The sequence below is a fragment of the Natribaculum luteum genome, from assembly GCF_023008545.1.
GTDB classification, from domain to species: Archaea; Halobacteriota; Halobacteria; order Halobacteriales; family Natrialbaceae; genus Natribaculum; species Natribaculum luteum.
Window position 1 is genome coordinate 2895435 of record NZ_CP095397.1, and the last position, 15436, is coordinate 2910870.

The 15436-nt window shown below is 65.7% G+C and carries 20 protein-coding genes, 1 tRNA gene and 1 pseudogene; 12 read left to right on the forward strand and 10 right to left on the reverse strand.

From position 1 onward, the window contains the following. Window positions 1-6: 6 nt before the first annotated feature. Together MU558_RS14990 and MU558_RS14995 are read right to left on the reverse strand one after the other, a co-directional pair. Complete coding sequence (locus MU558_RS14990; RefSeq protein ID WP_246967966.1) at window positions 7-561, reverse strand: type IV toxin-antitoxin system AbiEi family antitoxin domain-containing protein; 555 nt, start codon at window positions 559-561, stop codon at window positions 7-9. Then, window positions 558-860: a hypothetical protein gene (locus MU558_RS14995; protein ID WP_246967969.1), complete on the reverse strand. Its 303-nt coding sequence runs from the start codon at window positions 858-860 to the stop codon at window positions 558-560. The genes MU558_RS14990 and MU558_RS14995 overlap by 4 nt, the downstream gene beginning before the upstream one ends. Window positions 861-1095: 235 nt before the next feature. On the opposite strand from MU558_RS14995, the gene MU558_RS15000 reads away from it, so the two are divergent. Both MU558_RS15000 and MU558_RS15005 read left to right on the forward strand, forming a co-directional pair. Next, window positions 1096-1449: a four-helix bundle copper-binding protein gene (locus tag MU558_RS15000; RefSeq protein ID WP_246967972.1), complete on the forward strand. Its 354-nt coding sequence runs from the start codon at window positions 1096-1098 to the stop codon at window positions 1447-1449. Window positions 1450-1538: 89 nt separating this feature from the next. Beyond that, a pseudogene (locus tag MU558_RS15005) lies at window positions 1539-1754 on the forward strand (aldo/keto reductase); the annotation flags it as partial. 58 nt (window positions 1755-1812) lie between these two features. On the opposite strand, the gene tenA reads toward MU558_RS15005, so the two are convergent. From tenA to MU558_RS15020, 3 genes are all read right to left on the reverse strand, one after another. Continuing rightward, complete coding sequence (gene tenA, locus MU558_RS15010) at window positions 1813-2487, reverse strand: thiaminase II (protein WP_246967975.1); 675 nt, start codon at window positions 2485-2487, stop codon at window positions 1813-1815. Between the two features lie 196 nt (window positions 2488-2683). Continuing rightward, the gene (locus MU558_RS15015) at window positions 2684-3223 is read right to left on the reverse strand and encodes a CBS domain-containing protein (RefSeq protein ID WP_246967978.1); all 540 of its coding nucleotides are present in this window, start codon (window positions 3221-3223) and stop codon (window positions 2684-2686) included. A 68-nt stretch (window positions 3224-3291) separates the two neighbouring features. Then, window positions 3292-3645 (reverse strand): DUF555 domain-containing protein, encoded by a 354-nt coding sequence (locus MU558_RS15020; RefSeq protein WP_246967981.1) that lies wholly within the window; start codon window positions 3643-3645, stop codon window positions 3292-3294. Window positions 3646-3969: 324 nt separating this feature from the next. Between MU558_RS15020 and MU558_RS15025 the strand changes: the two genes are divergently transcribed. Both MU558_RS15025 and psmB read left to right on the forward strand, forming a co-directional pair. Further along, window positions 3970-4149 carry a hypothetical protein gene (locus MU558_RS15025; RefSeq protein WP_246967984.1) on the forward strand — a complete coding sequence of 60 codons (180 nt, stop codon included), beginning with the start codon at window positions 3970-3972 and terminating at the stop codon, window positions 4147-4149. Window positions 4150-4307: 158 nt separating this feature from the next. After that, window positions 4308-5039, forward strand: a complete 732-nt coding sequence (gene psmB, locus MU558_RS15030) for an archaeal proteasome endopeptidase complex subunit beta (protein ID WP_246967996.1) — start codon at window positions 4308-4310, stop codon at window positions 5037-5039. Between the two features lie 190 nt (window positions 5040-5229). Here the strand turns inward: psmB and MU558_RS15035 are convergent, their stop codons facing one another. After that, complete coding sequence (locus MU558_RS15035) at window positions 5230-6348, reverse strand: Gfo/Idh/MocA family protein (protein ID WP_246967999.1); 1119 nt, start codon at window positions 6346-6348, stop codon at window positions 5230-5232. A 320-nt stretch (window positions 6349-6668) separates the two neighbouring features. Between MU558_RS15035 and MU558_RS15040 the strand changes: the two genes are divergently transcribed. Further along, window positions 6669-7376, forward strand: a complete 708-nt coding sequence (locus tag MU558_RS15040; RefSeq protein WP_246968002.1) for a ThuA domain-containing protein — start codon at window positions 6669-6671, stop codon at window positions 7374-7376. Window positions 7377-7412: 36 nt separating this feature from the next. Here MU558_RS15040 and MU558_RS15045 read toward each other — a convergent pair whose 3' ends face one another. Both MU558_RS15045 and MU558_RS15050 read right to left on the reverse strand, forming a co-directional pair. After that, window positions 7413-8699 (reverse strand): TIGR00341 family protein, encoded by a 1287-nt coding sequence (locus MU558_RS15045; RefSeq protein WP_246968005.1) that lies wholly within the window; start codon window positions 8697-8699, stop codon window positions 7413-7415. Window positions 8700-8799: 100 nt separating this feature from the next. Next, the gene (locus MU558_RS15050; RefSeq protein ID WP_246968008.1) at window positions 8800-9651 is read right to left on the reverse strand and encodes an eIF2B alpha/beta/delta subunit family protein; all 852 of its coding nucleotides are present in this window, start codon (window positions 9649-9651) and stop codon (window positions 8800-8802) included. 112 nt (window positions 9652-9763) lie between these two features. Between MU558_RS15050 and MU558_RS15055 the strand changes: the two genes are divergently transcribed. From MU558_RS15055 to MU558_RS15070, 4 genes are read left to right on the forward strand one after another with little or no spacing between them, the layout of a single operon-like run. Beyond that, window positions 9764-10087, forward strand: coding sequence for a DUF7969 family protein (locus tag MU558_RS15055; RefSeq protein ID WP_246968012.1), 324 nt, complete (start codon window positions 9764-9766; stop codon window positions 10085-10087). 51 nt (window positions 10088-10138) lie between these two features. Further along, window positions 10139-11224 carry an Mrp/NBP35 family ATP-binding protein gene (locus MU558_RS15060; protein WP_246968015.1) on the forward strand — a complete coding sequence of 362 codons (1086 nt, stop codon included), beginning with the start codon at window positions 10139-10141 and terminating at the stop codon, window positions 11222-11224. Further along, window positions 11221-11460: a DUF7976 family protein gene (locus tag MU558_RS15065; RefSeq protein WP_246968018.1), complete on the forward strand. Its 240-nt coding sequence runs from the start codon at window positions 11221-11223 to the stop codon at window positions 11458-11460. Before MU558_RS15060 ends, MU558_RS15065 begins: the two co-directional genes overlap by 4 nt. A gap of 40 nt (window positions 11461-11500) precedes the next feature. Continuing rightward, window positions 11501-12130 (forward strand): uracil-DNA glycosylase, encoded by a 630-nt coding sequence (locus MU558_RS15070; protein ID WP_246968021.1) that lies wholly within the window; start codon window positions 11501-11503, stop codon window positions 12128-12130. A 3-nt stretch (window positions 12131-12133) separates the two neighbouring features. Here MU558_RS15070 and MU558_RS15075 read toward each other — a convergent pair whose 3' ends face one another. Next, a complete protein-coding gene (locus MU558_RS15075) occupies window positions 12134-12355 on the reverse strand; it encodes a hypothetical protein (protein WP_246968023.1) in 222 nt (73 codons plus the stop codon). A gap of 107 nt (window positions 12356-12462) precedes the next feature. Here MU558_RS15075 and MU558_RS15080 point away from each other — a divergent pair, with 107 nt between their 5' ends. The 3 genes from MU558_RS15080 to MU558_RS15090 all read left to right on the forward strand — a co-directional run bounded on the left by MU558_RS15080 (window position 12463) and on the right by MU558_RS15090 (window position 14356). Continuing rightward, window positions 12463-13200, forward strand: a complete 738-nt coding sequence (locus MU558_RS15080) for a hypothetical protein (protein ID WP_246968026.1) — start codon at window positions 12463-12465, stop codon at window positions 13198-13200. 41 nt (window positions 13201-13241) lie between these two features. Then, window positions 13242-13325 (forward strand) — tRNA-Ser (locus tag MU558_RS15085). A 440-nt stretch (window positions 13326-13765) separates the two neighbouring features. Beyond that, window positions 13766-14356, forward strand: a complete 591-nt coding sequence (locus tag MU558_RS15090) for an NAD(P)/FAD-dependent oxidoreductase (RefSeq protein WP_246968029.1) — start codon at window positions 13766-13768, stop codon at window positions 14354-14356. Window positions 14357-14395: 39 nt separating this feature from the next. Here MU558_RS15090 and citE read toward each other — a convergent pair whose 3' ends face one another. Then, on the reverse strand, window positions 14396-15436 hold the full coding sequence (citE, locus tag MU558_RS15095; RefSeq protein WP_246968032.1) for an L-malyl-CoA/beta-methylmalyl-CoA lyase: 1041 nt from the start codon (window positions 15434-15436) through the stop codon (window positions 14396-14398).

A 15436-nucleotide genomic window follows, 5' to 3' on the forward strand; every position in this document is an offset into this window, starting at 1 on the left:
TCGCGCTCACGGATCGTCGAACCGGAGCGTGCCGCCGAGGTATCGGTCGCCGCGGTCGGTGATCCGGTACTTGCCGCGGGCGACGCGCTCGACGAGGCCGTGTTCCTCGAGTCGTCCGAGCCGTCGATTCACCTCCTCCCGGCTCCGGTCGATGTTGAGCGCGACGACGGCCGGGGTGACGACCAGCCCGGAGTCGTCGAGCAGTTCGAGGACGTCGTCGTCCATCGGCACCATCCACTCGGCGGGACGGCGAACGGCGGTCGGGTCGGTGAGGAGAAGCGTCGTCGAGTGCCGTTCGTGCACGTCGTTTCGAACCGGGCTGTACAGCCCGAGTACCACGAAGGCTGCAGCCAGGCCGTGGATCCAGTGGACGGCTCGAGGGGAGACGACGTCGACGACGGGGCCACCGATCACGAAGAGGGACAGTCCGGCGACGATCGAACCGAAGCGTCGGTTCTCCCGTATTCGCGGTTCGGCCCGAAAGAGCAGGTAGACGAGACAGCCGGCCGCGAGTGCGCCGACCGCGAGATTGTATTCGGCAAACAGCGTGAGGCCGCTCATCGGCCTGTGGCGTCTCGCCGGATCCGTCTGTGCGTCAGTACCAGCGATAACGCGAGGAGGGCGATCGCGGTGTAGACCGCGCTCTGGATCGCCTCGAGGGGAACCGACGCCGGACGGCCCACGAGCGCAGCGACGTGATATCCGGTCGCGAGCGCCATCGAGAGCGGGAGCAACGCGACGAGCCGGCCGATCAGCGACTGACGGAGCGCTTCCCACGAGAGGAAGGCGACGACGACCGCCGAGGTCCCCGTGACGATCGCAAACGGGATGCTCGTCGAGTGCAGTAGCGTATCGACCATACGCCGGGTAGTCTCGCGAGCGTTGTAAGGCTGGTACCGGGACATTCCGGGCGTCTTTCGGCCGTTAATTCTCGATTGACCGCTCTCGTCGCCGTCGCGGTCGATTTGGCCAGGCGCTCGCTTCGAACTCCCCGGCGATCGGATCGCGACCTGTCCTCGTGTAGGTCCTCACTAATTACGCGCCGCGGCTTCCCTCCGCATAACAAAGAGCGGTCGATCCGTTCGTGCAGACGCAATGGCTCTGATGGAGATCCCCCACGTAGACGAACGCGACGAGATCGAACGCTGTATCGACGACTGCTTCGAGGCGGCCCAGGCCTGCGAGTGGTGTGCCGACGAGTGTGCTGGCGAGGGCGAGGAGATGGCTCGATGCATCCGGCTCTGTCGAGACGTCGCCGACCTCGCGACGATGCACGCACGTTTCATGGCCCGCAACTCCAACTACAGCACCCAGCTCGCGGAGGCCTGTGCCGGCGCTTGCGAGGAGTGTGCCGAGGAGTGTGCACGTCACGACCACGAGCACTGTCAGGTCTGTGCCGACGTGGTGCGAGACTGCGCCGAGTCCTGTCGGAACATGGCGTCGGCCTGATCGGGTTCGGCGTCGGTCCGTGGACTCGAGTCGCGACGTCTTTCGGACGCACCGATCGCCGACTCACGTAGTCTTTTTTCGCCGTTGGCGTCGCACAACTCGCCGCCGACCACGGCGCGACGATGGCCCAGATCGCACTCGCCTGGCTGTTGCACAAAGAGTGGGTCGACGCCCCCATCGTCGGCACGACGAGCGTCGAACACCTGGAGGAGGCAGTCGAAGCACTCGAGATCTCGCTGTCGTCGTCGGACGTGGCGTACCTCGAGGAGCCCTACGAGCCGGTCCGCGTCTCGGGCCACGAGTGACGTCCTCGCCCGCCGTGAACGGCGGGAGTCGATCGGTGCTCAACGATTGCCGACGTCGTTAGTACTCCGTCGAGCCGACGTCCCACCCCTCCCGCGTGTAGGCCATCTCCCAGAATCGGTACTCGAGGCGGGCACTCGTGAGAAACGCCTCCTCCATCGCCTCGTGCTCGCCGGGGTAGCGCTCCCCGCATCGATCGACGAACGTGCGCATCCAGTCGACGGCCTCGCGGAACTCGTCGCTCGTGTACTTCTCGATGAACGGCGTGTACCGGTGTTCCCCGGTCGCGCGGTCGGCCATGTGCTCGGCGACGTCGAGGTACCCCTGTCCACACGGGTAGATCGCCGCGGCGATCTCGGCGAGCGATCCCTCGGAGGCGGTCCGCACCAGGAAGTTCGTGTACGCGACGCAGGTCGGAGCTTTCTCCGTCGACTCGAGGTCGCTGCGGTCGATGCCGTAGTCGGCGGCGAACTCCCGGTGGAGGTCCATCTCGTAGTCGAGGATCGTGTGTGCGACGTCCATCAGATGCGTCATCGTCTCCTCGTCTCGCGCTTTCGTCCCGGCCATCGCGAAGGTGCGGGCGTAGTCGAGCAGGTACCGGTAGTCCTGTCGCACCCAGTGGAGAAACGCCTCCTCAGCCAGGGTGCCGTCCGCGAGTTCTCGCACGAACGGATGTCGCTTCTGTGCGTCCCAGAGGTCCGCTCCCGTCTCGAGGAGTCGATCGCTGAACGCCATAGTCACCGGAAGTACCGATTCCCGAGTTATATAACTAACTACTACCACTCGAGAATAGGCTACGAGAACGACGCAGCGAGAAACGAACCCGGTCGGCGCCGAAGGGAATGGCTCCCGGAGCGACGACAGACGCGAAACTCGCGAGTTGCCGGCGGAACGTCAACGCCAGCCGAGAGCGGCCGGCGACCGCGAGAAATCAGGACAGCCGCGCCGCGAGGTCGGCTTCGGTGATGATGCCGACCGTCTCGCCCGCCTCGGTGATCATAACGGCCTTGTAGTGATCGAGCAGGTTGCTGATCTCGTCAAGGGTGGCGTCTTTCGAGACCGTCGGAAAGCTCTCGCTCATGTGTTTCTCGATCGGTTCGTCGCGGGCCTCGGCGTCGAGGTGGACGAGGTCGCTCTGGCTGATCGAACCAACCGGGATGCCGTCCTGGATGACCGCGAGCTGGGAGTACGCCTCGGTCTTCATGCGTTTCGCCGCCTCGCTGACCGGATCCTCGGGCGCGACGCTGACGACCTCCTCGTGCATCAGGTCTTCGGCGCGGATGACGTCGCTCTCGGCCGCCTCGAGTGCGTTGACGATCCGTCGGAGTGTCGATAGCCGCGGGTCGACGTCGCCGCCCTCGATGCGGGCGATGAGCGGCTGGGAGACGTCGGCGCGGTCGGCGAGTTCGCTCTGGGTCAGTCCGAGGTCGGTCCGGCGCTGTCTGAGGTCTTCGGGCGTCGGAAGCTCCATGCGGTACAATAACCGCAGGTTATAGAAAGGTGTTTGGGTGGCCACAGACGCCGCGAGCGGTCGCCGCGTCAGTCCTCCTCGGGAATCTCGACGACTTCGACGACCGAGAGGGGGACGTCCCGGAGCGCGCCGCCGACTTCGCTCTTTGCGATGCGGGAGGCGTGTTCCTCGCTGTCGGCGTTGAAGACCTCCATCTCGAGTGCGAGCCCGACGAGGGCGGTCTCGGCCGCGATAAACGCCGAGTCGAACGGTTCTCCGCAGGCGGGACAGCCGGTCGCGCCGACCTCGACCTCGACGTACTCGAGTCCCTCGTTGTTGAGTCGTTTGCCGGCTTCGCTGACCGCGACGCCGATCGCGTCGTCGATCTCTTCGACGTCACGGACCAGCCACGCGGCTTCCATCGCGACGAGATAGTTGCTCATATTCGTTGGTCGTTCCGGGGGGTTTCCTGCTTTGCGGTTCGTCTTTCAGGTTCGGTTCGACACGCCGACGGTCGACGACCGTCGCCTCGGGCACACGACAGTGCGCACGTGAGGGGGATAATGAGCATAAGTTACGAGAATTGACCGGGTGGAGTCCCGCCTGGATAGCCGTATTTCGCCTCGAGTCCGACTGCAGTTGGAGCTACTACAACTACAGTTGAATCGCAAGACTGCGCCGACCCAATATTGGATGTACAATAATTATGGATTATCAGCTTCAACAAGACTTATATACGACCTCCGACTGCCCTCGACTGAACGCTGATGAAATCCCGTGTGTACCGCGCGACCCTGTTCGCACTGTACCAGTTCAGCATCGCGATCGGTATCGTCGCGATGCCCATCGCGCTCGCCGCCCGCCAGGCCGGGTTCACGCTCCCGATCAACCGCCTCCTCATGCGCATCGGGGAGGCCTACGAGAACGCCCAGTCTACCATGAAGTAAGCCCACTACCGCCACGCCTGTTTTCTCGATCCGCTCGTTTCCGAACGCTCGACGCCACCGCTCGTAGCGCGAGACGCATCCACGACGTGCTGTGGGTAGCGGAAACCTCGGTGGTGAACGCCGATGTTTTATACCGTGCCGGCCGTTAGTGACGCTCAATGCGAACGCCTATGCACGACTCCGACTTCTCCCGCACGGCCGATCAGCTGGCGGACAGTGCCAACCCCTACGAGCCGGAAATCGGTTCGCTCCCCCAGAACGACCTGTCGCGGGCGGACCTCGAGAACGTCAACAAGACGGGAACCACGACGATCGGCATCACGACCGCCGATGGCGTCGTCATCGCGACGGACATGCGCGCGAGCCTCGGCGGCCGCTTCGTCTCGAACAAGAACGTCCAGAAGGTCGAGCAGATCCACCCGACCGCCGCGCTCACGCTGGTCGGCAGCGTCGGCGGCGCGCAGTCGTTCATCTCGAGTCTCCGCGCCGAGGTCAACCTCTACGAGGCCCGTCGTGGCGAGAAGATGAGCATGGAGGCGCTCTCGACGCTCGCGGGCAACTTCGCACGCGGCGGCCCGTTCTTCGCCATCCACCCCATCCTGGGCGGCGTCGACGAAGAGGGCAGCCACGTCTTCAGCATCGACCCCGCCGGCGGCGTCATGGAGGACGACTACACCGTCACCGGCAGCGGGATGCAACTCGCCTACGGCCTGCTCGAGCAGGAGTACGAGGACGATCTCTCGAACGAGGAGGCGATGACGATCGCGGCTCGCGGCATCAAGTCCGCCGCCGAACGTGACACGGGCTCCGGCAACGGCGTCTTCCTCTGTGAAATCACCGACGAGGGCGTCGACATCCACGGCCACAACGAGTTCGAGGAAGTCATCTAGACGCGTTCCATCCGCCGTCTCGGTCCGCTCGAGGGACAGAAAGTCACTACCACGACGTTTTCACGGTCAGAGCCGTCGATCCCGTCGACGATTTCGGACAGTCGGCTAGCTTGCAGTTTTCAGCGTCCGCGCCGTCGCATCGATTCCGGAGAGCGATGACTCGAGAGAGAACAGACAGAAGCGAGGTCGACTACTTGACTTTCGGCGTCGGCGCGCTCTCGCGTTCGCGCTCGAGGTCGTCGAGTCGCTGGGTTCGCCCCGTCTCGCTCGAGCGGTAGATCGCGTCGATGACCCGCTGGACGGTCAGCGCCTCCTCGATAGTGTTCGTCGACGGGGCCTCGCCAGCGGCGATAGCCTCGAGGAAGACCGCGTCCTGTTCTTCGTGTCCAGTGACCGAAGGGTCGCCGGTCAGTTCGACGTCGGCGTAGTGGTCTGCCCCCGCAGTTCCAGCCTCGAGAATCGAGAGATCGGTGCTCCCGATGTCGAACTGCGCGCCGGCCTCGGTCCCACGGACGGCGAACTCCGACGTCGGTTCGCGGTTGCTGGCCCACGCGGCCTCGAGGGTAATCGTCTTGCCGTCGGTAGAGCGGATGAACGCCGTGACGGAGTCGTCGACCTCGTAGGTCTCCGCCTCGGCGTCCCAGTTCGCACCGAAGTCGTCGGGGTCGGCGTACTCCTCGCGTTCGCCGAACGTGGTTCGTGTGACGCCAGTGACTTCCTCGATCTCTGGGAAGTCGAGCACGTAGAGGGCGAGGTCGAGCGCGTGGACGCCGATGTCGATCAGCGCGCCGCCGCCGGCGAGGTCGGGATTCGTGAACCACGACCCGGGGCCAGGGACGCCGCGTCGGCGGACGTAGTTCGCCTCGACGTGGGTCACCTCGCCGAAGCGCCCGCGGCGTTTCTGCTCTGCGAGCATGGCCGCCGAGGCGGCGTGGCGATTGTGAAAGCCGACCATACAGAAGCCGTCGGCGTCGGCCGCCGCGTCGGCGATCCGCTCTGCGCTCTCTAAGGTATGTGCGAGCGGTTTCTCGACGAGGACGTCGCGGCCCGCCTCGAGTGCGGCCACGGTGATCGGTTCGTGGAACCGGTTCGGCGTCGTGACGACGACGGCGTCGACCGCGTCGTCGGCGACGAGCGCCTCGTGGTCCTCGTAGGTCGCCGCGCCGAACTCGTCTGCGAAGCGACGGCGCTGCTCCGGGACGATGTCCGCGCCAGCGACGATGTCGGCACCGAGGTCGCGCAGCGCCGCGGCGTGGTGTTGTCCCATTCCCCCCAGCCCGACGACGCCGATACCGATCCCCGAACTCATGCGGAAACCTCCGATTTCCGTCGGCGTCGGTCGGTGTACTGGCAGTCAATACGTCGTTTCACGGTCGTTCGAGTGCGATACCGGGGACCCATTACCTGAGAAGGAGGGAGCGATCAAGATAAGGATTGTGACCCATTAATCCATTCTCGTGTGTAGAGGTCACTCGTTTTGATAGTATTACACTGATACCGCCGACCGGGCGATAGGTGACGGCTACCCTCGACGACAGTCTCGAGGATGTCGGTCTGACGTCCCGTAACAAGATATTGTAGCACCAGTCGATCGGCTACGTTTTCCCTCGAGGCGAGGGATCTGCTACTATGGTCGCAGTGACGATCTGGAACGAGTACCGACACGAACGCGAGGACGACGACGTCGCCGCCGTCTACCCGGACGGCATCCACGCGACACTCGCCGACGCACTCGAGCCGAACCACGACGTGGAGACGGCAACGCTCGACGAACCGGAGCACGGTCTCACTGCCGACACCCTCGAGTCGACCGACGTTCTGCTGTGGTGGGGCCACGAGGCCCACGACGAGGTCGACGGCGCGGTCGTCGACCGCGTCCACGAGCGGGTACTCGAGGGGATGGGACTGATCGTCCTCCACTCGGGGCACTACTCGAAAATCTTCAAGCGGCTCATGGGGACGAGCTGTAGCCTGCAGTGGCGCGAGGACGAGGGGACGGAACGACTGTGGGTCGTCGACCCCGGCCACCCGATCGCAGACGGCGTCGGCGAGTACGTCGAACTCCCCGAGACGGAGATGTACGGCGAGCCGTTCGACGTCCCCGAGCCCGACCGGCTGGTGTTTACGAGCTGGTTCGAGGGCGGCGAGGTGTTCCGCAGCGGCTGTTGTTACCGCCGCGGGAGCGGCCGGATCTTCTACTTCCGGCCGGGCCACGAGACGTACCCGATCTACGAGCACGAGGAGATTCGCCGCATACTCGACAACGCCGTCGAGTGGGCCGCGCCGACCGAGGGGGCACCCAGGACGTTCGGCCACCGGGATCGGGACAGGGACTGATCCGACCGATCCGGCGACCGTGGCGGGAGACCCTCGTCACTCGCTGTGCTGGGTGTCGACGAGTTCGACGGTGAGTTCGAGGTCGTGACCGGTCGCCGTCTCGAGTCGCTCCCTGACGTCGTCGGCGAAGTCGGGCGGTTCCTCCTCGCCGGGCGGTCGTTCGACGAGGACCGTCACCGCCGGCTGCCCGCCGGTGTAGACGTCGACGAGTTCGTACTCGACGGACACCTCCTGGAATCGCAGGTCGTCGTAGACCGGGTCGTCGTTCATCGCCTCGAGTTCGACCTGCACGTCGTGTTCGACCGCTTCGGTCTGGTAGAGGGCGTACGTAACACCGCCGAGGACGACCGAGAGCACGACGATCGCGACGAGGATGGCTGCCACTCGAGACTGGAGCCGTCCGTAGGCGCGATCGACTCGCTCCGTTCGCTGGGGTCGATAGCCGGAGAGCCACAGCAAGATCAACGCGGTGAGGTTGATAGAGAGCAGGTTGACGAGGACGAGGGTGCCCGCAGTGACGACGACCGCGGGGTGCCACCAGGCGATTCCGAGGCCGACCGTCGCGGCGGGCGGGACGAGCGCGACGGCGATGGCGACGCCGACGAGCACCGAGCCGACGTTTCGCGTGAGGCTGATCACGCCGGCCGCGCCGGAGCCGAGCGCGAGTACCAGCGCGAGGAGACTCGGTGTGATCCGCTCGTAAATCTGCGGGACCGTCGTCGGGTCGAACCCCGGCGGGAGGAGGATCGTTCCGCGCAACGTCGCGCCGACGACTGCGGCCGTCGCCACGGCGACGAGCAGTCCGGCGATCTGGAAGACGACCCCACGAGACGTGAGTTCGTCGTCGTCGACGACGAGGCCGACGCTCGCCGAGAGCGCGGGTCCCATAAGCGGTGCGACGACCATCGCACCGATGATCGTCGCCGCCGAGTCGAGCAACAGGCCGGCGGTCGCGATCACCGTACTCAACACGAGCAAAGAGAAGTACGTCAGAGCGGTCGGCGCGAGTTCGTTCGCGCGTGACTGGAGTTCCTCTCGCGAGATCCTGTCGTCGACGAATCGACGAGTCAGGTCGCCGGCTCGTCGGGAGACGACCGCTTCCGCGGCCACGACGACTGCGTACGAGTCTTCGCTGATCCCAGCGTCCTGGAACTGCGAGAGCAGGGGTTCGACGCCGGCCGGCGGAATTGGAATCGAGACGATCACTTCGAACTCGCCGGTACCGACTTCCTCCGTGACGGCGTAGTCGAGGTCCTCCGCTTCGAGGACCTCGAGGACGCGCCCGCGGTCGCCACGCGGGACGAACAACTGGACGAGGCGCATAGAATAGTTACGGCGCTGACAGGGAAATGACGCCTGTACGACGACGACGATTGTCTGCCGTTCAGAACGTACACAGCGAACTAGATTCGGGAACGAACGATCAGAACGTCTGTCGGCCCTCGTCGGTGATCACGCTCTCGAGCAGGGACACTGGCGTCGCGTCGTAGGCGGGATTTTCGACGTCGAACCCCTCTGCCGGCTCGGGCAGCACCTCGCTGCCCGGTCGAAACTCGTTCTCGAAGACGAACCCCTCGGTGATGAGCTTGGCAGCGGAGCCGAAGACGGTGACGGGGACGTCGAGTTCGGCCGCCGTGGTCGCGATCGGGAAGGTGCCGACCCGGTTGTACAGCGTCTCCTCGACGATACAGTCCATGCCGACGACGACCCGGTCGCAGTCGGCGAGGTAGTGGCCGCTGGCGCTGTCGGTGATCAGCGTGACGTCGACGCCGTCCATCTCGGCGAGCGTCCGTGCAGTCTTGCGCCCGATGTACCGCGGTCTGGCCTCCGTGACGTAAACCTCGAAGGTCTTCCCCGCGTCGGTCGCGAGCGACAGCGCCTCCAGGACCGTCGAGGAGTAGTCGTGGGTGAGCAACGTCGCGCCGTCTTCGAGGTGCTCGACCGCGTTCTCGGCCGCCCGGCGCTTTCCGGACTCGACGCGGGCGACGACCTCGTCGATCCGCTCTGCGGTCAACTCCTTGGCCTCATCGACACTCTCGCAGTCGGCCGCCGACACCGTCTCGACCACGTCGCGAACGGCATTCTGGAGCGAGGCGTGGGAGGGGTTGGCCCGCCTGAGCACCGTCCCGTTGCGCTCGAGCGCCCGGACGTACTCCTCGACCGTCGCGAACTCCCGGTCCAGCAGGTCCTCGAGGGCGCGGGTCGCCTTCACGGCGACCACCGAGGAGCTGTGTGTCTGCATCTCCTGGATCTCCTCGACAGTCTCGTCGATCATACTCGAGTGAACTCTCGTGTGGGCAAAAGGTGTTCCGGGTGGACCCGCCGCGTCTCCACAGCTGCCTCGCGTAGGCAACGTCCTTAGGACCCGCCAGCACCTACGGTCGCCTATGACAGTCTCCGTCAGCTACACCTGTCCCCACTGCGGCGCGGTCACGCGCGTGGAACGCCGCGCCGACCTCGCGGACAAGTCCGTCACCACCGTCCCACAGCCGGGCTGGGAGTACGCCGACCCCGGCGACGACGATCTCGAGTCGGCCGACGGCATCGCCTTCATCTGTGGCGAGGACGGGCCGACGACCGACCGTGAGGGCGAGCCGGTCGAGGGCTGCAGTCGGCCGTTTTACCTCAACTTCGTTCGGTTCGAACGCGGAGTCGAACTCGAGCCGGACCCGCCGACCTACGGCGGGCCGCGCTTTGACTTCCGGCCGTAAGCGAGACGAACGAACACAACGCTTTTCGACCGTGCGGTGTCACTCTTCGACATGGACGAAGCCGCCGTTCGTGACCGGTTGCGGACCGTCGAAGATCCCGACCTCGGCGACGACATCGTCTCGCTCGGACTCGTCAACGATATCTCCGTCGACGACGGGGACGTCACGATCGACCTCGCACTCGGTGCACCGTACTCGCCGACGGAGACGGCGATCGCTGGCGAGGTTCGTGACGCCCTCGCCGAGGATGGAATCGAACCGGAGCTCTCCGCGACTATTCCGGACAGAGACGACGCGCCGGCCGAGGAGTCGGTGTTGCCGAACGTCAAGAACGTCATCGCCGTCGCGTCCGGCAAAGGCGGCGTCGGCAAGTCGACCGTCGCCGTCAATCTCGCCGCCGGGCTCTCGCAACTCGGTGCTCGAGTCGGGCTGTTCGACGCAGACGTCTACGGACCGAACGTGCCACGGATGGTCGACGCTGACGAACCACCGATGGCGACCGAAGAGGAGACCCTGGTTCCACCGGAGAAGTTCGGCGTGAAGCTGATGAGCATGGCCTTCCTCGTCGGCGAGGACGACCCCGTCATCTGGCGCGGACCGATGGTCCACAAGGTCATCACGCAGCTCACCGAGGACGTCGAGTGGGGCCACCTCGACTACCTCGTTGTCGACCTGCCGCCGGGGACCGGCGACACGCAGCTGACGATGCTCCAGACGATGCCCGTCACCGGCGCGGTGATCGTCACGACACCCCAGGACGTCGCGCTCGACGACGCCCGGAAGGGGCTGCAGATGTTCGCCCGCCACGACACCGTCGTGCTTGGAATCGCCGAGAACATGGCGACGTTCGTCTGTCCCGACTGCGGGAGCGAACACGACATCTTCGGCTCCGGCGGCGGCGAGGCGTTCGCCGACGCCCACGACCTGCCTTTCCTCGGCTCGATTCCTCTCGATCCGAGCGTCCGCGAGGGCGGCGACGAGGGCGAACCGACCGTCCTCGACGAGGGGAACGAGACCGGCGAGGCGTTCCGCGAACTGACCGCGAACGTCGCGAACAACACCGGCGTCGTCCACCGTCGGGACGCCTCCGGATCGGTCGAGCAGCGGACGCCGCCCGCCGAGCCCGACGAACGATGACCGACGCCGGGTCCGACGAGGGGTCGGACTTCGAACCGGACCCCGGGCGCGTCGACTTCCTGCGGACGGTCGCCGACGACGTCCGCGGCGACAGCTCCGAGAGCAAACAGCTCGCGAACGTCCTCTACCGGGTGAGCGACCTCTACGACGAAGACGAGGACACCTCGCCAGAAGAGATCGTCAGAAACGTGAAGTTCATCCTCGAGGTCAACGAACGCGGCGGCCTCGGGCGGTGACGGTCGACGCGATTTTGTACGCGCCGGCCGAGGTCCACCTGTGGACGCAGACCAGCAGACCTGGGCGAACCCGTTCGGCATGGACGAGGAGTGTCGGAACTGTCCGGCACTCTGTGAGACGCGCACGCAGGTCGTCCACGGCTACGGCGACGTCGGGGCCGACTTCCTGTTCGTGGGCGAGCGGCCGAGTGCCAGTGCGGACGAGGCCGGCGTTCCGTTCGTCGACGAGGGCGAGACGACGCTCCGGCGACTCCTCGAGCGCCTCGGCCTGTGTGCGGTCGACTCCGACCCGGAGCGGCCCGACCTCGAGAACGTCTACCTGACGAATCTGACGCGGTGTCGCGATCCGGAACGGCCGCCGACCAACGACGAGATCGGCAACTGCGAGCCGTTCCTGAACGCCGAGATACGGATGATAAATCCCGAGATCATCGTCCCCGTCGGGCAGCGTGCCCTCCGTGAGATCGGGACGGAGTACACGACCACGCCCGCGGACGATCTGGACGTCGAGACACACCACGGCGAGTCGATCCGCGGACGGGGATTCGAGCTCGTCCCGATGATCGACCCACGCGAGCAGACAGACGCACAGACCCAGACATGGCTCGAGGGATTCGCGGAGCTGATGGCGTCGGACTACCGCCAGACGAAGGGTCGACGCGAGCGGTGACGGCTACCAGTACGGACTCCGGATCCAGCTGTCAGACCGCGCCCCGAGGACGAACAGGCCGAAGACGGCGGCGGCGACGACGAACAGCGTGACGAGCGTCGGGACGAGCAGGTCGCCGGCGGACGCCTCGAGCCCGTAAGTCGTCACGAACGCCACCGCGCCCGCTGCCACCATCGCGACCACGACGAGCGTGCCGAGCAACCCCAGGAGTTTTCGTCCGATCATACAGTTCGGTCACCGGGCTGACCCATAAATCCCGACCGGCGGATCGCCCGCTCGCTGAACTCGAGATAAAGCGCCGCGTTGAAGTCGCTGACGGCCCGACGTAGCGTATGATCGTCGTCGTCCCGGTAGATCCACCTCGTGACGGACTCGTGCTGGCCTCGCTCGTCGAAGAAACGTCGCTGTCGAGCGACGACGCGACGCGCCTCTACGAAGCCGCGACGGCAGACGTCCTCCGGGCCGTCGCCTCGAGCGGCGGCGACCTCCTCGTGAACTACCGCGACGAGGAGACCCTGCCCGACGCCCTCGGCGGCGAGCCCGAGGCCGAGATTCGCGCGCTGGCCGCCGACGCCCTCGGCGGCACCGACGAGGTTCGCTTCGAGCGCCAGGTCGGATCGACGCAGGCGGCACGAGTCGGCAATACGGTGACACATCTCCTCGAGAACGAGGACGCGACGAGCGTCGGCGTCCTCGAGCCGACCGCGGCGCTGGTCGCACGCACCGAGATCGACGGCGCGGCGATGTCGATCCGACGCAACGACGTGGTGCTCGGCCCGGCACCGGGTGGCCGGACCTACCTCGCTGCGTTCGCCGAACCGATCGACTTCGAGGACGCGTACGCGACGCCCGAACTGTCGACGCTCGCCCGTCGCGGTGCAGACGCCGGACTGGACGTCGGCTTCGCACCGATGCTACCGACGGTGGCCACCGAGACGGACCTCTGTTCGACGATCGCCGGACTCGAGGCTCGCAGCGCGGCCGGCCGGCCGCTCCCCGAAGCGACGGCGACAGTGATCGACGACCTCGGACTCGTCGTCGAGGACGGACCGACGCTCGCCCGACGATAGACCGACAACGCTTTTTGACGGGATGTGAAAGGCGTACTCGAGGTGGGGTGGCAGAGCGGCCTAACGCGCCTGCCTTGAGAGCAGGTGGCTGTCAAGCCTCATGGGTTCAAATCCCATCCCCACCGTATTTTGCCGCGAGCAATTCCGCGAGCGGCAAATTGGTTCGATAGGATTTGAAGCAGGGAGCAGCTTTGCTGCGACCGTGGTTCAAATCCCATCCCCACCGTTTTTCCGCGAACAACTGCGACGAGCGCAGCGAGGAGCACATGAGCGGAAAAACGAGACGGTGGGATTTGAATTAGACCGAGGTTCTGCACGACGCGCAGGTTCTCGGGCGCAGTTCAAATCCCATCCCCACCGTTTTCTCTGGGAGGGCACGACGAGTGCAGCAGGCGACCTCTCGAGTACTCGCTCGAGCGGTCGGCGAGAACCGCTGGTCGACGACTCGAGCAGTAACCTCTCGGTAGCGTGAGAGACAGTTTCACGCCCGATGACACGGGTGTCACGTGGTTACACCACTGTTTCTACAGGATATTTAGCTGTCCGAAAATAAGTGGTGGACGCAATGAGTGACACCGACGTAATCGTCGTCGGCGGTGGTCCCGCCGGACTGAGTACAGCACTGTTTACCGCGAAAAACGGCCTCGAGACGACAGTCTTCGACACCGACGAGACGTGGATGCACAAGGCACACCTGTTCAACTACCTCGGCGTCGGTTCGATCGGCGGCAGCGAGTTCATGGCGACGGCACGCCAGCAGGTCGACGCGTTCGGCGTCGACCGCCACCAGGGCGAACAGGTCACCGGCGTCGCGTCGTCCGACGGCGGGTTCGTCGTCGAGACCGAGGACGGCGACTACGACGCGCGGTACGTGATCTTCGCGACGGGGGCGAACCGCGAACTCGCCACCGACCTCGGCTGTGAGACGGACGACGACGGCGTCGTCGAGGTCGATCTGGACATGGAGACGAGCGTCGACGACGCCTACGCGACGGGTGCGATGGTGCGTCCCGAGAAGTGGGAAGCGACGATCGCCGTCGGCGACGGTGCCGCAGCCGCCCTCGACGTCCTCTCGAAGGAACGTGGCGAACGCTACCACGACTTCGACGTGCCAGCCGACGCCGAACGCGTCTTCGGCGGACTGGGGGACGAGTAAGCAGTACGGTCGGTAGAACGGAACCGCTCGCGAACCGGGTTACTCGTAGGAGAGTTCGAGTTCGAGCGCCCGCTCGAGCAGGTCCTCGTCGTAGCGTTCTTCGGTCTGTGCGGGACGGGTCTCGTGGATCGTCCGAACCTGCTGGACGGTGTTGCGGAAGTTCTTGAACGTGGCCTCGTCGACCATCTGGCCGTCGAGGGTCACGGCACCCGTCCCCTCGCGTTTGGCCGCGTTGAAGCGCTCGATCTTGCTGACGTCGCGCTCGAGTTCCTCGGGCGTGGGCATGTGGATCGTGTTGGCCTGGATCGTCTGTTTGGGGTACAGCGACCAGGAACCGTCGAGTCCCAGGCTCGCCTCGTGTTCGACCTGGTCGGCGTAGGCGTCGGCGTTGTAGTAGGTGAGGCCGGCGCGCTCTTTGAACAGGTCGTCGAACGGACCGCCGATCGAGAGCAGGTCGCCCGCGCTGGCCTCGTTCGAGAGTTCCTCGAGCAGGCCGTCCCAGCGGGGCATGCCGTCGCCGAAGTCACGACCGCCGAGTTCGGCCGCGTAGTCGACGGGACCGAAGACGAGCGCGGTGAGCCGGGAGTCCTCGCCGAACTTCGCGATCTCGCGCAGGTCGGACTTCGCCCGGCCGGTCTCGATGATGACCGAGAGGCCGATCGAGCCGTCCGCGTGGCCGTGTTCGGCCTCGGCGTCGGCGACCGCGGCGGCCGCGCGTTCGACGTCCTCGAGTCGGCCCACCTTGGGGACGACGACGCCGTCGATCTCGTCGCCGATCTCCGCGACGAGGCGGTCGATCTGGTCGCGACCGCGCTCGCGGAACGACTCGTCCTCGTAGCTCCACTCGACGCGGGGCCAGATCTCGCCCGGGAAGTCGTACTCGGGAACGAAGTCGATCGTGTTCTCGAGTCCCTGCTCTTTCATGTCCGGGGCCGTGCCGTCTTCCATGTCGGGCACGAGCCAGTCTGGAGCCTGGAAGCCCTCGGCCTCGAGGCCGGAGCGGAGGTACTTCGCCGTGTCGTCTTTCGGGACGGCGGCCGGTGCGGTCTGGAAGGTTCGGCAGAGTCTCACGTCGCTCAT

Excerpts from the sequence above, each read along its gene's own strand:
- tenA (WP_246967975.1), bottom strand. The coding sequence starts at position 2,487 with ATGGCGTTCAGCGATCGACTCCTCGAGACGGGAGCGGACCTCTGGGAC.
- MU558_RS15075 (WP_246968023.1), bottom strand. The coding sequence starts at position 12,355 with ATGATCGGACGAAAACTCCTGGGGTTGCTCGGCACGCTCGTCGTGGTC.
- MU558_RS15065 (WP_246968018.1), top strand. The coding sequence starts at position 11,221 with ATGACCGACGCCGGGTCCGACGAGGGGTCGGACTTCGAACCGGACCCC.
- MU558_RS15000 (WP_246967972.1), top strand. The coding sequence starts at position 1,096 with ATGGCTCTGATGGAGATCCCCCACGTAGACGAACGCGACGAGATCGAA.
- MU558_RS14995 (WP_246967969.1), bottom strand. The coding sequence starts at position 860 with ATGGTCGATACGCTACTGCACTCGACGAGCATCCCGTTTGCGATCGTC.
- citE (WP_246968032.1), bottom strand. The coding sequence starts at position 15,436 with ATGAGCGACGTGAGACTCTGCCGAACCTTCCAGACCGCACCGGCCGCC.
- MU558_RS15080 (WP_246968026.1), top strand. The coding sequence starts at position 12,463 with ATGATCGTCGTCGTCCCGGTAGATCCACCTCGTGACGGACTCGTGCTG.
- MU558_RS15045 (WP_246968005.1), bottom strand. The coding sequence starts at position 8,699 with ATGCGCCTCGTCCAGTTGTTCGTCCCGCGTGGCGACCGCGGGCGCGTC.
- psmB (WP_246967996.1), top strand. The coding sequence starts at position 4,308 with ATGCGAACGCCTATGCACGACTCCGACTTCTCCCGCACGGCCGATCAG.
- MU558_RS15050 (WP_246968008.1), bottom strand. The coding sequence starts at position 9,651 with ATGATCGACGAGACTGTCGAGGAGATCCAGGAGATGCAGACACACAGC.
- MU558_RS14990 (WP_246967966.1), bottom strand. The coding sequence starts at position 561 with ATGAGCGGCCTCACGCTGTTTGCCGAATACAATCTCGCGGTCGGCGCA.
- MU558_RS15055 (WP_246968012.1), top strand. The coding sequence starts at position 9,764 with ATGACAGTCTCCGTCAGCTACACCTGTCCCCACTGCGGCGCGGTCACG.
- MU558_RS15060 (WP_246968015.1), top strand. The coding sequence starts at position 10,139 with ATGGACGAAGCCGCCGTTCGTGACCGGTTGCGGACCGTCGAAGATCCC.
- MU558_RS15015 (WP_246967978.1), bottom strand. The coding sequence starts at position 3,223 with ATGGAGCTTCCGACGCCCGAAGACCTCAGACAGCGCCGGACCGACCTC.
- MU558_RS15090 (WP_246968029.1), top strand. The coding sequence starts at position 13,766 with ATGAGTGACACCGACGTAATCGTCGTCGGCGGTGGTCCCGCCGGACTG.
- MU558_RS15040 (WP_246968002.1), top strand. The coding sequence starts at position 6,669 with ATGGTCGCAGTGACGATCTGGAACGAGTACCGACACGAACGCGAGGAC.
- MU558_RS15020 (WP_246967981.1), bottom strand. The coding sequence starts at position 3,645 with ATGAGCAACTATCTCGTCGCGATGGAAGCCGCGTGGCTGGTCCGTGAC.
- MU558_RS15035 (WP_246967999.1), bottom strand. The coding sequence starts at position 6,348 with ATGAGTTCGGGGATCGGTATCGGCGTCGTCGGGCTGGGGGGAATGGGA.
- MU558_RS15025 (WP_246967984.1), top strand. The coding sequence starts at position 3,970 with ATGAAATCCCGTGTGTACCGCGCGACCCTGTTCGCACTGTACCAGTTC.